This is a genomic window from Pyxidicoccus xibeiensis (assembly GCF_024198175.1).
Lineage (GTDB): Bacteria > Myxococcota > Myxococcia > Myxococcales > Myxococcaceae > Myxococcus > Myxococcus xibeiensis.
The window spans coordinates 386,249-400,127 of sequence record NZ_JAJVKV010000005.1 but is presented as its reverse complement, the minus strand read 5'-3'; the positions used below and the strand labels follow the sequence as shown (position 1 = coordinate 400,127).

General features: G+C 70.9%; 11 protein-coding genes. 7 read left to right on the top strand and 4 right to left on the bottom strand.

Annotated features, from left to right (window positions below; genetic code table 11):
• Window positions 1-65 precede the first annotated feature (65 nt).
• Both recN and LXT23_RS24190 read right to left on the bottom strand, forming a co-directional pair.
• Window positions 66-1,817, bottom strand: a complete 1,752-nt coding sequence (gene recN / locus LXT23_RS24195; protein ID WP_253982642.1) for a DNA repair protein RecN — start codon at window positions 1,815-1,817, stop codon at window positions 66-68.
• A gap of 147 nt (window positions 1,818-1,964) precedes the next feature.
• Window positions 1,965-5,222 carry a DEAD/DEAH box helicase gene (locus LXT23_RS24190; protein WP_256561117.1) on the bottom strand — a complete coding sequence of 1,086 codons (3,258 nt, stop codon included), beginning with the start codon at window positions 5,220-5,222 and terminating at the stop codon, window positions 1,965-1,967.
• 140 nt (window positions 5,223-5,362) lie between these two features.
• Here LXT23_RS24190 and LXT23_RS24185 point away from each other — a divergent pair, with 140 nt between their 5' ends.
• The 3 genes from LXT23_RS24185 (at window position 5,363) to LXT23_RS24175 (ending at window position 7,820) form a co-directional block, all read left to right on the top strand.
• Window positions 5,363-6,349 (top strand): 2-hydroxyacid dehydrogenase, encoded by a 987-nt coding sequence (locus LXT23_RS24185; protein WP_253982640.1) that lies wholly within the window; start codon window positions 5,363-5,365, stop codon window positions 6,347-6,349.
• On the top strand, window positions 6,346-6,900 hold the full coding sequence (locus LXT23_RS24180) for an adenine phosphoribosyltransferase (protein ID WP_253982639.1): 555 nt from the start codon (window positions 6,346-6,348) through the stop codon (window positions 6,898-6,900). Before LXT23_RS24185 ends, LXT23_RS24180 begins: the two co-directional genes overlap by 4 nt.
• Window positions 6,901-6,998: 98 nt before the next feature.
• A complete protein-coding gene (locus LXT23_RS24175; protein ID WP_253982638.1) occupies window positions 6,999-7,820 on the top strand; it encodes an alpha/beta fold hydrolase in 822 nt (273 codons plus the stop codon).
• A gap of 5 nt (window positions 7,821-7,825) precedes the next feature.
• Here the strand turns inward: LXT23_RS24175 and LXT23_RS24170 are convergent, their stop codons facing one another.
• The gene (locus LXT23_RS24170; protein ID WP_253982637.1) at window positions 7,826-8,638 is read right to left on the bottom strand and encodes a siderophore-interacting protein; all 813 of its coding nucleotides are present in this window, start codon (window positions 8,636-8,638) and stop codon (window positions 7,826-7,828) included.
• Between the two features lie 197 nt (window positions 8,639-8,835).
• Here LXT23_RS24170 and LXT23_RS24165 point away from each other — a divergent pair, with 197 nt between their 5' ends.
• The 4 genes from LXT23_RS24165 to LXT23_RS24150 are packed head-to-tail and all read left to right on the top strand — an operon-like array spanning window position 8,836 to window position 11,892.
• Complete coding sequence (locus LXT23_RS24165; RefSeq protein ID WP_253982636.1) at window positions 8,836-9,444, top strand: TetR/AcrR family transcriptional regulator; 609 nt, start codon at window positions 8,836-8,838, stop codon at window positions 9,442-9,444.
• A complete protein-coding gene (locus LXT23_RS24160; RefSeq protein ID WP_253982635.1) occupies window positions 9,441-10,655 on the top strand; it encodes an MFS transporter in 1,215 nt (404 codons plus the stop codon). The genes LXT23_RS24165 and LXT23_RS24160 overlap by 4 nt, the downstream gene beginning before the upstream one ends.
• Window positions 10,652-11,149 (top strand): pantetheine-phosphate adenylyltransferase, encoded by a 498-nt coding sequence (gene coaD / locus LXT23_RS24155; RefSeq protein WP_253982634.1) that lies wholly within the window; start codon window positions 10,652-10,654, stop codon window positions 11,147-11,149. The genes LXT23_RS24160 and coaD overlap by 4 nt, the downstream gene beginning before the upstream one ends.
• Window positions 11,146-11,892: an MBL fold metallo-hydrolase gene (locus LXT23_RS24150; protein WP_253982633.1), complete on the top strand. Its 747-nt coding sequence runs from the start codon at window positions 11,146-11,148 to the stop codon at window positions 11,890-11,892. Before coaD ends, LXT23_RS24150 begins: the two co-directional genes overlap by 4 nt.
• Before the next feature lie 50 nt (window positions 11,893-11,942).
• Here LXT23_RS24150 and LXT23_RS24145 read toward each other — a convergent pair whose 3' ends face one another.
• Window positions 11,943-13,850 (bottom strand): alpha-amylase family glycosyl hydrolase, encoded by a 1,908-nt coding sequence (locus tag LXT23_RS24145; RefSeq protein WP_253982632.1) that lies wholly within the window; start codon window positions 13,848-13,850, stop codon window positions 11,943-11,945.
• Window positions 13,851-13,879: the final 29 nt, after the last annotated feature.

Genomic DNA, 13,879 nt, shown 5'->3' with positions numbered 1-13,879 from the left:
AGGGGATGCTATGTGAGGCCCAGGGATGGGGCAAGGACGCGAATGCGCTTGCCCCACATCAGTCCCTACGCAGTGCGTCGGAGACGCCCCCGGGAGCCCCCCTCCGGGCCGGTTTCCCGGCGGGCCCTCGGCGGCGGCGGGGGCGTGGTCAGCGAGCGGTTTGCCGAGCGCACCAGGGCTTCGGCAGCGCCCAGGGCCTCCCGGGTGACTTCGACGCCCGACATCATCCGCGCCAGCTCGCGGGTGCGCTCCGTCCCGGCCTCCAGCACCACCACCTCGGACACGGTGCGCTCGGCCTTGAGGCCCTTGCGGATGAGCAGGTGGGCGTCCGCGTAGGCCGCCACCTGGGGCAGGTGGGTGATGCAGAGCACCTGACGGTGGCTGCTCACCTCCTTGATCATCCGCCCCACCACGTCGGCGATGGCGCCGCTGACGCCCGCGTCGGCCTCGTCCAGGATGTACGAGCCGCAGCCGTCACTGTCCGCCAGGGCACGCTTGAGGGCCAGCAGCAGCCGGCTCGCCTCGCCACCGGAGGCCACCTTGGCCAGCGGACGCGCCGGCTCGCCGGGGTTGGCGCTGAAGAAGAACTCCACCTCGTCCGCGCCGTCCGGCCGCAGCGTCTCGCCCGGAGTCACCCGCACGTCGAAGGCCGCCTTGCCCATGGCCAGGTGCGCCAGGCCGTCGCGCACCTGGGCGGAGAACTCCACCGCGCTCGCCGTGCGCTTGCGCGACAGCGCCGCGGCCGCCTTGCGCGCCCGCTCCTCCACCCGGCGCCGCTCCTGGGCCAGCTCCTCCAGAATCTCCTGGCGGTTCTCCAGCGTGCCCAGCTCGGTCTCGAGCTCGCCGCGCTTCTTCAGCACCCCGTCCAGGGTGACGCCGTGCTTGCGGCACAGGCGCTTGAGCGCGTCCAGCCGCTCCTCCACGTCCGCCAGCCGCGACGGGTCGGACTCCAGCCCCTCCACGTAGCGGTTGAGCCGGCGCTGCGCCTCCTCCAGCTCGGACAGGGCGGTGCTCAGCGACTGGGCCACCGGCGCCAGCGACGCGTCGAACTTCACCGCGTCATGCACCAGCCCCAGCGCGCGGCCCACCGTCTCCACGGCGGACTGCTCCTCACCGGCCACCAGCAGCTCGGCCTCGGACGCGCCGCGCTTGAGCTTCTCCGCGCTGCCCAGCCGCTTGCGCTCCGCGTCCAGCCGCACGTCCTCGCCGGCCTCGGGCTCCAGCCGCGTGATTTCGTCCAACTGGAAGCGCAGGAACTCGGCGCGCTCGCGCACCTTCGCCTCGTCGCCCCCGAGCGCGTGCATGCGCGCGTCCACCTCGCGCAGCGCCGTGTACTCACCGAAGTACGCGGCCAGCGCCTCGTCCAGGGCGCCGTACCTGTCGAGCAGGACGCGGTGCAGCCCCGAGTCGAACAGGCTGACGTGCTCGTGCTGCCCGGCGATGTCCACCGCGCCGCGCGTGAGCTTCGACAGCACGCCCACCGTCACCAGGGCGCCGTTGACGTACACCTTTCCCCGGCCCGTCCTGCCGAGCACCCGGCGCACCAGCACCTCCTCTCCGAGGTCCGGCAGCCCCAGCTCCTCCAGGCGGCCGCCCAGGGCAGGGGTGCGTGCGAAGACGCCCTCGACGGACGCCTCCTCACAGCCGGCGCGGATGACGTCCGCGTCGGCCCGCCCGCCGAGCAAAAGGCCCAGTGCATCCACGAGGATGGACTTGCCCGCACCTGTCTCACCCGTGAGGACGGTGAGGCCGGCTCCGAACGCCACCTCCACCTCCTCGATCACCGCCACGTTCGAAATCCGCAGACCCAGCAGCACGCGCGCCCTCCGTAGTCCGTACGACGGCACTGGTACCTGAACACCCTAACAGGTCTCTCTGACACTGCACAGGCGTTCCGGTCGTGCGCACGGATGGCGGGCGGGTGGGAGAGGGGCTCTGTCGGAGCCCCAACCACTCGCCTCTTCTCAGACCTCGGTGAAGAGCTCCTGGATGTCCTGCTCCGTGAGGTTGCGGCCGATGTCGTCACCGTCCGTACCCAGCACGCCGGCGGCGAGGTCTCTCTTGCGGCGCTGGAGGGCGAGGATCTTCTCCTCCACGGTGCCGCGGGTGATCAGCTTGTAGCTGATGACGGCGCGCGTCTGGCCGATGCGGTGCGTACGGTCCGTGGCCTGGTCCTCCACGGCGGGGTTCCACCACGGGTCGAAGTGGATGACGTAGTCGGCCGCGGTGAGGTTGAGGCCGGTGCCGCCCGCCTTGAGAGAGATGAAGAACAGCGGTGGCCCTTCCGGGTTGTTGTACTCGTCCACCTTGCCCATGCGGTCCTTGGTGCGGCCGTCCAGGTAGAGGTAGCGCAGGCCCTTCTTGTCCGCCTCCTGCTTCAGCAGCTCCAGCATCTCCGTGAACTGGCTGAAGACGAGGGCGCGGTGGCCCTCCGCCACCAGGTCGTCCACCAGCTGCATGAAGCGCTCGAGCTTGGCGCTCGAGGGCAGCAGCGTGCCGGGCGGCATCTTGAGCAGGCGCGGGTCGCAGCACACCTGACGCAGGCGCATCAGCGCGGCGAGGATGGACACGCGGCTGCGCTTGAAGCCGACCTTCTCGATGGACTCGGACACCTTGCGGCGGCTCTCGTCCAGCACCTCGCGGTAGAGGGCGGCCTGGCCGGGCTCCATCTCGCACCAGGCGACGCTCTCCGTCTTGGGCGGCAGGTCCTTGGCCACCTCCGTCTTGAGGCGGCGGAGGATGAAGGGCTGGATACGGCGGCGCAGCCGGTCCTTCGCGGTGGCGTCGTTGGCCACCTGGATGGGCTGCTCGTACCTGTCGCTGAAGCCGTCCGCGCTGCCGAGGAAGCCCGGCATCAGGAAGTCGAAGATGCTCCACAGCTCCGACAGGCGGTTCTCCAGCGGCGTACCGGTGAGCGCCAGGCGCGTCTCGCTGGGCAGCGACTTGCACGCCTGCGCGGTGGCGCTGTCCGCGTTCTTGATGTTCTGCGCCTCGTCGAGGATGACGTAGCGGAAGCCCACCTCGGAGAGCTGGTCCAAGTCCCGGCGGACGAGCGCATAGGAGGTGAGGACCAGGTCCATGCCCTTGAGGTCCTCGGCGCGCTCCTTGCGGTCCTGGCCGTGCCACACCATGACCTTGAGGCCCGGGGTGAAGCGCTCGGCCTCGCGCTCCCAGTTGGCGAGCACGCTGGTGGGGGCCACCACGAGCGACGGCTTGCGCCCCTCGTCGTTGGCCACCTTCTGCATGAGGCTGAGCGACTGGATGGTCTTTCCCAGACCCATGTCGTCCGCGAGGATGCCGGACAGCCCGTGGCGGCGCAGGAACCAGAGCCAGGACAGGCCCGCTTCCTGGTAGTGGCGCAGCGTGGCCTGCAGCCCCTCGGGCACGGCGACCTTCGGCACGCCGGCCGTCTCGCGCAGCTCCAGCATGGCCTGGCGCGCCTTGGCCTCCACCTCGGTGAACTCGCCCAGGTCCGCCAGCAGGTCCAACGCGACGGCCTGGTGCAGCGGCAGCCGCGTGCGGGAGCGGCCCGGCATGGCGCCCGCTTCCTCCAGCAGGTCCGCCACGCGCTTGATTTCGGCGGGGTCGGCCTCCGCGAAGCTGCCGTCCTTCAGGGGGACGAACTTGCGGCCGGAGTCCAGCCACATGCGCACCGCGCCCAGGTCCACCGCCTGGTCGTCGGTGACGAACTCGGCGTCCAGGTCGAACCACTGCACGCCGCTCATGCCCACGCGGATGCGCGGCTTGAGCTTGGGACGCAGGCGCACCTTGGGGGCCTGCACGCCGAAGCGGTCCCACTCGGCCGGCAGCGAGGCCAGGCCGCGGGCCCAGAACTCCAGCGCGACGTCGCTCGCCGCGTCGAAGACGGCGCTCTGCGGCTCGAAGCGCAGCCCCAGGTCCAGCAGCAGCTTGCCGGCGGCGCGCTCCAGGTCCTCGCGGCGGCGGTACAGCTTGCGGCTGTCCGCGCCCACGCCGCTGGCGTAGCCCAGGTGCGTGGCCGTGGGGGACACCGGCACGGTGGTCTGCCCGTAGCGCGCGGCGAGCTGCACCTTCACCTTCTCCGGGTTGCCCTCCAGCGTCAGCATGAAGCGCGGCTCCACCGACTCGTCCACGTCGATGTCGTCCGCCTTCAGCGCCATGCGGAAGCGCGGCAGGTGCGCGGCGAAGAAGGTCAGCACCCGGTCCAGTTGCCCGGACGGGAAGGACATGCTCGGCTCCAGCAGCCACTTGCGCAGCAGCCGGGGCGGGAAGTCCGGCTCCACTGCGTGGAGGTTCTGCGCCTGGATGACCCAGGTCTTCTTCCCCGACAGGATGATGACGTCCTTGAGGGAGTAGCTCACGCCGTCCGGGAAGAGCAGCTCGATGCGCGCGGTGGCGCCATCCGGCCGCGACTCCAGGCGGATCTGCGGGCGCACGGGGGCTTCGGTGTTGATGAGCGCCGTGCCCCGGTAGATGACGCGGCGGAAGCGCATCTGCTCCAGCGCCTCGCTCAGGTCCTCGTCGGACAGGACGATGCGCGAGTCGTAGCGGTGCTCATGACGCGACAGCATCATGAAGACGCGCTCGTCCGCGGGGGCGATGCGGCCCCCCGTCTGCAAGAGGCGCTTGACGTGGATGGGCCCCTTCGTCTGGGCGTCCTGCCGGCGCACGTCCACCACCCAGTGCCGGCCTCCATTGCCGGTGCTGGAGGGCGTCAGGCGGTAGAAGAATTCGTAGTCGGGCTGAGAAGAAAGACCGAGCCAGCTCTCCACCTTGGCGAGGGCCGGCAGGTTCACCGGGTCGACGCCGGGGGGGCCCATGGGCTCCACCGGCACCTCGTCGTCGGTCGCCTCCATGGGGGGCTCGGCGGCGGCGGGCACCGGCTCCGGGCGTGGCGGGGGTGGGGCGGGTGGGCGGAAGCGCGCGGCGTAGATGAGCGCTGCGGCCACCACGTGCTTGCAGTGGGGGCCGTAGACGTTCCACGACTGGCAGGTGCAGGTGGACGTGGCCTTCCCGTCCCCCAGCTCCAGGGCCACCTGGTAACGCTCGCCGGTAGAGCCGGCGACCTGGGCGCTGATGCGGTTGCCTTCGCGTTGGAGGCCGAAGACGCGGCGCGACTCGGCCACCTCCCGCCCCTTCTTGAAGGTCGTGGGTTGGACTTCAGCCTTCAGGGCCCGGAGCCACACGGTGTCCTGAGGAGGGAGAGCGTCTCGGATGTCGGCGGTAGATTGCACGGCTGGCAAAGGCCCCAGGCTCCTGAGCAGCGCCGCGGGGAACGCGCTGGATTACCACAGCCACGGCGCTCCCGCTCGCGGGAAAAAACGATGAGTCCGCCAGCGACCGCAGCCGCCGGCTCCAGGCTATGAGAGCATCAACCCGCGCCATGGCCCGGACCGTCCGCCCCCGCGTCTTCGTCACCCGCCAGCTCCCTGGAGAGGCCCTCGGCCGACTGGGCAGGCACGTGGACCTGCGCGTGTGGGGGGAGGAACTCCCTCCCTCCAGGGACGCCCTGTTGACGGAGGCGGCGGCCGCCGAGGGCCTTGTCACCCTGCTGACAGACCGGGTGGATGCCGGGCTGCTCGCCTGCTCGCCGGACCTGCGGGCGGTCAGCAACGTGGCCGTCGGGTACGACAACATCGACGTGCCGGCCTGTACCACCCGCCGGATTCCGGTGGGGAACACCCCGGGCGTGCTGACGGAGACCACCGCGGACTTCGCCTTCGCCCTGCTGATGGGGCTGGCCCGGCGGGTGGCGGAGGCGGACGCCTTCGTCCGGGCGGGGAAGTGGCGGACGTGGAGCCCCACCCTGCTGCTGGGCACGGACCTCCATGGGGCCACGCTGGGCATCGTCGGCCTGGGCGCCATCGGCGCGGCGGTGGCGCGGCGGGCGCGCGGCTTCGGCATGCGCGTGCTGTACGTGAGCCGCCACCCGAAGCCGGAGCTGGAGGCCCGGCTGGGCATCGTGCGCGTGGACAAGGCGGCGCTGCTGGCGGAGTCGGACCTGGTGAGCCTCCACGTCCCGCTGTCCCCCGCGACGCGGCACTGGCTGGGGCGCGCGGAGCTGGCGGCGATGAAGCCGGGCGCGCTGCTCGTCAATACCGCGCGCGGCGGCGTGGTGGACCAGGACGCGCTGATGGAAGCCCTGCGCGACGGGCGGCTGGGCGGGGCCGCGCTGGACGTCATGGAGCCGGAGCCGCTGCCGGCGGACAGCCCGCTGATGACGCTGCCCAACGTGCTGCTGGCGCCCCACATCGCCAGCGCCACGCACGCGACGCGGGGCCGCATGGCCTCCATGGCGGTGGACAACCTGCTGGCCGCGCTGGACGGGCGGCGGCCTCCTCACTGTGTCAATCCGGAGCTCTTCCCATGAACGCGCCCGTGGTGACCCCGACCGACTTCACGCTCGTCGCCGACCTCAACGCCCGGCTGCGCGACGTGCCGGACTTCCCCAAGCCGGGCATCGTCTTCAAGGACATCACCCCCGTGCTGGCCGACCCGCGCCTGTTCGGCCGGGTCATCAACGCCATGTCCGCGCCCTTCCGGGGGCAGCACATCACCAAGGTGGTGGGCGTGGAGGCGCGAGGCTTCCTGCTGGGCGCCCCCATCGCCCTGGCGCTCCAGGCGGGCTTCGTCCCCGCGCGCAAGCCGGGGAAGCTGCCGCACCGCTCGGTGGTGGAGCGCTACTCGCTGGAGTACGGCGCGGACGGGGTGGAGATGCACGAGGACGCCATCCTGAAGGGCGAGCGCGTGCTCGTCGTGGACGACGTGCTGGCCACGGGCGGCACGGCGGAGGCCACCGCGAAGCTCGTGAAGCGGCTGGGTGGTGAGCTGGTGGGCTTCAGCTTCCTCATCAGCCTGGACTTCCTCGAGGGCCCCAACCGGCTGGGCCGCGACAAGGTGACGGCGCTGCTGACGTACTGACGTCTCCAGGCAGCCACCCCCTCCCCTGCCTGCCTGCTGCCGCGAGGACCGGGCCTGCGCACCTCTCGTGGAGCAACCGTTCCACGAAGGGGAAGAACATGCCCGAGGTGCGCTCCAGCGGCGGTGCTCGCATCCGCTATGACGACGTGGGTCGCGGCGGGCCCGCGCTGCTCTTCATCCCCGGCTGGTGCACCACCCGGGCCGGCTTCCGGGACGTCGTGGCCCGCTGCGCCTCGCGCCACCGGGTGCTGTCGGTGGACCTGCGGGGCCATGGCACGTCCGAGGGTGGCGACACGGACTTCGACAGCGGCACCGTGCTCGAGGACCTGCTCGCCGTGGTGGAGGCCAGCGGCGCCGAGCAGGTGGTGCCCGTGGCGCTGTCCCACGCGGGCTGGTGGGCGGTGGAGCTGCGACGGCAGCTGGGCGCGGCGCGCGTCCCCCACCTGGTGCTGATGGACTGGCTCGTCTCCGAGCCCCCTGCCCCCTTCCAGGACGCCCTGCGCGGACTGCAGTCAGCCCGGTGGCAGGAGACACGCGACGCGCTGCTCGGCATGTGGCTGGCGGACGTGGACGATGAGAATGTCATCCGCTTCGCCCGCGAGGTCATGGGCGGGTTCGGCGAGGCGATGTGGGCCCGGGCCGCGCGGGAGATCTCCGCCGCCTACGCGCGGGAAGGCTCGCCGCTGCGCGCGCTCGCCACGCTGGAGCCGGCCTCCCCCACCCTGCACCTGTACTCGCAGCCGGAGTCACACGACTACCTGGCGGCGCAGGTGGCCTTCGGCATGGAGCATCCGTGGTTCCACGTCTTGAAGCTGCCCGCCATCAGCCACTTCCCCATGCTGGAGGTCCCCGACCTCGTGGGCGTGGGAATCGAGGCGCTCGTCTCCGGACGGGAGACGGCCGTGAATGCGAGCGTGTGAGCCCCTCAGTCGTGGGGCTCCTCGTGGTCGACGGCGCCCCGCTTCCAGTAGCCGAACACGCGGACCCAGTTCTTGTTGGCCTGGCGCTCCTCGAGGAGGTAGTCGCGGATGCGCCGCATCGACGTGGACTCGCCGGCGGCCCAGGCGAAGTAGTCGCCCGGGGGAAACGTCAGCCCTCGAATGGCCAGCTCCAGCAGGTCGGTGGTCCCCGGCTCCGCGCCGTTGCGGTGCAGCCAGGTCAGCTCCACGTTCGCGCGCGTGTCGAAGCGCTGCTCCTCACTGGCGTCGGCCACCTCGATGAAGACGATGGCACGGGCCCCCTCGGGCAGCTCCTCCAGCCGGCGGCCGATGGCCGGCAGCCCGCTTCCGTCACCCGCCAGCAGGTACCAGTCGAAGTCGTTGGAGACGACGAACGTGCCCCGGGGCCCCGCCACGCCGATGAAGTCCCCGACCTTCGCGTTGGCGGCCCAGGACGACCCCACCCCCGTGCCATGCAGCACGAAGTCCAGGTCCAGCTCGCCGGCCACGGGGTCGAAGCGCCGGGGCGTGTAGTCGCGCGTCGCCGGCTTCTTCACGCCCTCCGGGAAGACGACACCCTGCGGGCCCACCGTTGGCAGCACGGGCTTGAGCTGCCCCGGCGCCGGGAAGAGCAGCTTCACGTGGTCGTCCGCGCCTTCGCTCTGGAACCCCACGAGGTCCTCCCCGCCGAGCGTGATGCGCATCATGTGGGGCGACAGCCGGCTGACCCGACGCACTTCGAGGAGCCGGACCTTTATCGGGAAGGGACCTCGACGGAACACCCTGGCTGCCACGTTCATCACCCGCACTCCCGAGAGCTCGCGCGGCCTCCAGGCTCCCCCACCGAGCATCCTGGAATCGCGCCATTGTGAATTTGCGTCTCATTATCACTGCCAGACCATGGGGGCAATCGCCAGTGAGGGCTGCTCCCAGGCCGCCTTGACGCGGACCCGGACCCTGTTTATAAGTTGGTCGCACAACCAATAAACGAGGCCACATGCCCCGCCCGTCCAACACCGAGGAGCGCCGCCAGCAGATCGTCGACGGTCTGCTGAAGGTCATGGCCGAGCGCGGCTACGAGCGCGCCTCCGTGGGCGAAATCGCGAAGGCGGCGGGGCTGGGCCCCGGCCTCGTGCACTACCACTTCAGCGACAAGCAGGAGATCCTCCTGTCCCTCGTGGACCGGCTCGCGGCCCGCGTCCGCGCGCGGGTGGCGACGCGGCTGGCGAAGGTGAAGGCCGACGACGCCCGGGCGAAGGTGGATGCCTTCATCGACGCCTTCCTGGCCACGGGCGCGGACGCGGACCCGGCGTCCGTCGCGAGCTGGGTCACCATCAGCGCGGAGGCCATCCGCCAGCCGGAGGTGCGCGCCGCCTACGAGAAGGTGGTGCGCGCGGACCTGGAGCAACTGGAGTCGCTGGTCTCCGCGGTGACGGGCCGGCGCAAGGCGCGGGCCCTGGCGGCGGGGCTCTTCGCCGCGGTGCAGGGCTACTTCGTGCTCTCCGCGAGCAGCCCGGACCTGGTGCCCGCCGGCTCCGCCGCGGGCACGGTGAAGCGCATGGCCGCGGGCCTCCTCGACACGGCGGAAGCCCGGGAGGACGCATGAAGACGCCGGCGAAGCTCGCGCTGCTCTCCAGCCTCTACCTGTCGCAGGGCCTGCCGTTCGGCTTCTTCACCCAGGCGCTGCCCGTGCTCCTGCGCAAGCAGGGCCTGTCCCTGCCCGCCATCGGCCTCGCCCACCTGCTGGCCCTGCCCTGGGCGCTCAAGTTCCTCTGGGCCCCGCCCATGGACCGGTACGGCTCGGCGCGGTGGGGACGGCGGCGCGGCTACATCCTCCCCCTGCAGTGCCTGTCCGCGGGGCTGCTGCTGTCGCTCGCGCTGCCGGCGCAGGGCCTGGACACCACCGTGCTGCTGGCCGCGGTGCTGGGCATCAACCTGCTGGCCGCCACGCAGGACGTGGCCACGGACGGGCTCGCGGTGGACCTGCTCGCGCCCGCCGAGCGCGGCTGGGGCAACGGCGTGCAGGTGGCCGCCTACCGCGTGGGCATGATTCTGGGCGGGGGGCTGATGCTCGCCGTCTTCGACGCCGTGGGCTGGCGCCCCACCTTCCTCGCGCTGGGGGGCATGCTGCTCGCCGCCACGGTGCCCATCGCCCTCTACCGCGAGCCTCCTTCCGCGCCGCCGCCCGCGCAGAGCCTGGGCCTGGGCTGGTGGGCGAAGCGCCCGGGCGCCGCCGCGTGGCTCATACTGCTCGTCGTCTACAAGTTCGGCGAGGCCCTGGCCACGGGCATGCTGCGCACCTTCCTGGTGGACTCGGGCCTGACGCTCACGGACATCGGCTGGATGCTCGGGGGCGTGGGCTTCACCGCGGGCCTGGTGGGCGCGCTGCTCGGCGGCGGCCTCGTGGTGCGGCTCGGCAGGCGGAGGGCGCTGCTCGTCTTCGGCGCCATCCAGGCCGGCGCGGTGCTGCTGTACGCGGTGGTGGCGCGGGGCTCCGCGTCCCTGCCCCTGCTGACGCTCGTCTGCGCCGTGGAGCACGTGGCCAGCGGCATGGCCACCGCCGCCGTCTTCACCGCGATGATGGACGCGTGCCGCGCCGAGCACGCCGCCACGGACTACACCGTGCAGGCCTCGCTGGTGGTGCTGGCCACCGGCGTCGCGGCGGCCGTCAGCGGCTTCAGCGCGCAGGCGCTCGGCTACTCCACGCACTTCGCCCTGTCCGCCGCCCTGTGCGTCGCCGGCACGCTGTACGTCGCCCTCACCTTCCATCCACCCCGGACGCTCGCGTCCGGCGCCGCCTCCGAGGTGTCGCCATGACCATCGCCGTCTACGCCGGCAGCTTCGACCCCGTCACGGCCGGGCATCTGTCCGTCGTCCGCCAGGCCGCGCGCCTCTTCGGCCACGTCGTCGTCGTCGTGGCCGTCAACCCCAGCAAGCGCTCCCTGCTGTCCGCCGACGAGCGCATGGCCCTGGTCCGCGAGGCCGTGCAGCTGCTCCCCAACGTCACCGTGGCCCAGACCCAGGGGCTCATCGTCGACTTCGCGCGGGAGATTGGGGCCAGCGTGCTGCTACGCGGGGTGCGCGGCGCCACCGACGCCCAGTTCGAGACGGAGCTGGCGCAGAACAACCGCGCCCTGGCCCCGGAGCTGTCCACCCTCTTCCTTCCCGCCGAGGCCCACCTGGCCGAGGTGAGCAGCAGCGGACTCAAGGAGCGCGTCTCGCGCGGCGAGGACGTTTCTGCCTTCTGCCCGCCCGCCGTCGCGGCGAAGCTGCGGGAACGACTCGCACCCTCCGCTCGGAGCCAGCCATGAGCATGTCCTTCGTCACCCTCGGCGTCGGTGACGCCTTCTCCGCCCTGCGCTACTCCTCGAGCATCGCCGTGGAGGCGGAAGGCCAGGTGCTCCTGGTGGACTGCCCCCACCCCATCCGGAAGATGATGCGCGAGGCCTCCGAGTCCTCCGGCGTCACCCTGGACGCGGACCGCGTCAGCGCCGTGGCCCTCACCCACCTGCACGCGGACCACGCGTCGGGCCTGGAGGGCCTGGGCTACTTCTCCTTCTTCGTCCTCAAGCGGAAGCTGGAGGTGCTCGCCCACCCCGCCGTCGCCGAGCGGCTCTGGGACGGGCACCTGGCCGCGGGCATGGAGTGCCTCATCGAGCGCCACGGCGCGGACCCCAGCCCCAAGCACTTCGACGACTACTTCGACCACACGCCGCTCTCCACCCAGTCCACCGTGCGGCACGGGCCCTTCCTGATTGAGAGCCGCCTCACCTATCACCACCTGCCCACCACCGCGCTGCGCATCCACGCGGGGGGCCGGTGCCTGGGCTACAGCGCGGACACCGCCTTCGACGAGGGCCTCATCGACTGGCTCTCGGAGGCGGACCTGATGATTCACGAGACGAACTACGGCGTGCACACGCCCTACGAGAAGCTCGCGGCGCTGCCCGCGGAGCTGCGCGCCCGGATGCGGCTCATCCACTACCCGGACGACTTCGACACCCGCGCGAGCGTCATCGAGCCGCTCGTGCAGGGCCGGCGCTACTCGGTGTGAGCCACGGGCGCCCCGCTCCAACCTGGGCAGGGCGCCCGGCCCGTCACGCGCTACTGCGAGAAGATGACGATGGAGTACGGACCGAGGGCGATGTTGGCGTTGTAGCCCATGCCGTCCTTGGCGCCGCCGTTGGCCGTCTTGTCCACGGTCGCCGTGTTCCCGAAGTCGCCGGAGTAACCGTTCCAGTCGCTGTTGAAGCGCGCGTACCAGAGGCCCCCGCGCGGGAAGCCCACGTTGTAGTTGGGGAAGTACGTGCCGCTGAAGTTCGCGACGACGATGACGTCATCGCCCGGGCCACCATTCTCCCAGCGGTGGTAGGCAATCACCTTGTTGGTGTTGTTGATGTGGTGGACGTTCACGTTGCCGCCGCGCAGGCCGCGCGTGTTGTTGAACCAGTTGCGGCGCAGGCGGATGAGGTCGCGGTACAGCGTCCGGATGCCGGCGTACTTGTTGGGCTCGTTCTTGCTCCAGTCGAGCGGGTCCGTGTCCTGGAAGTAGCCGTCCTCGAGGAACTCCTGGCCCTGGAAGATCATCGGGATGCCGGGAGACGTCATGACGATGCCCGCCGCCAGCGTGGAGCGCTTCTTGGCCGCCCAGGAGCCGGCGTTGCCCGGCCAGATCTCCTCCGGGACGCGGGCGTGGCCGTTGGCCACCTCGTCGTGGCTCTCCGAGTAGATGATGCGCGCGGTGTGGCGCCCGCTGAAGCGCTGGTAGATGGCGTTGGCCACCGCGGTCATGTTCCGGTTGCCGTCGTTCTGCTCGATGACCGCCTGGCGGATGGGGTGCACGAACTCCCCCGCCCACTGGGCATCGAAGCCGCCGCCGCCCGCGGAAACGTCGTTGGTGATGGAGTTCCCCGCGCCGAAGTCCTCGGCGATGGAGATCTTCCACGGCTGCGTGTTGTTGATCTCCTGGTTGATGGAGCGGAACACCTGCCACGCATCGCCGATGGAGTTGGCCTCGTTGCCATCGGACGTGCGCATGTACTTGGTGGCGTCCCAGCGCAGGCCGTCGCCGCGGAACGCATGGTTCAGGCTCATCATCGAGTCGCGGATGTACGCGCGGACCTCGGCGCGGCCGTAGTCCGGACGCGTGGCGCCCCACGGCGTGTTCTTCCGCCAGTCGTTGTAGAAGTACTCGCCGCCGGAGCCCAGGCAGTCGCCGCTGAAGCACCACATGGGCAAGTCACTGGGGCCGTAGTGGTTGTGCACCACGTCGAAGACGACGCCGATGCCGCGCATGTGCGCCTCGTCCACGAAGCGCTTCATGTCGTTGGGGTGGCCGTAGGCGCTCTCGGGAGCGAACGGGAAGGCCGCGTTGTAGCCCCACGAGAAGTCCCCGGCGAACTCGTACGCCGGCATGACCTGCACGACGTTGATGCCCAGGTCGCGGATGTGGTTGAGCTTCGCAATCGCGCTGGTCCAGTTGCCAGGGCCGCCGCCGGGCGAGTCGTAGAGCGTGCCCACGTGCATCTCGTAGATGACCATCTCGTTCATGCCGGGGCTGCCGTACTGCTGGGAGTTCCACCAGTACTCGCCATGGTCATAGATGATGCTGGCGCCGGACGAGTTCTCCTGCCACGCCGCGCGCGGGTCCGCGTGCCACGTGTCGCCGTCCCACTGGTTGCGCGTGACGAACTTGTACTTCTGCCCCTTCACCGCGCCGGCCACGTCACCGGAGAAGTTGCCGTTGAACTCGTTGCCGAGCTCAATCCAGGTGCCCCAGCCATTGAAGTCACCGGAGACGAACACCCGCTTCGCGTACGGCGCCCACGTGCGGAACGTGGTGCCTCCCGCATAGACGGTCGCTCCCATGCCCGGCCGCGTTGACGCGCTGAGTTGCTGAATCACCGTCCCCGTCGCTTCACCGTCGGGGCCCTGCTGTGAGTCGAGCGCGGACTCGCCACAGCCCAGCAAGCTGGCCAGTAGCAGTGCACTCCACCTGATGCCGTGCCGCATGATGACAACCTCCCTTGGTTAGAGAGGGT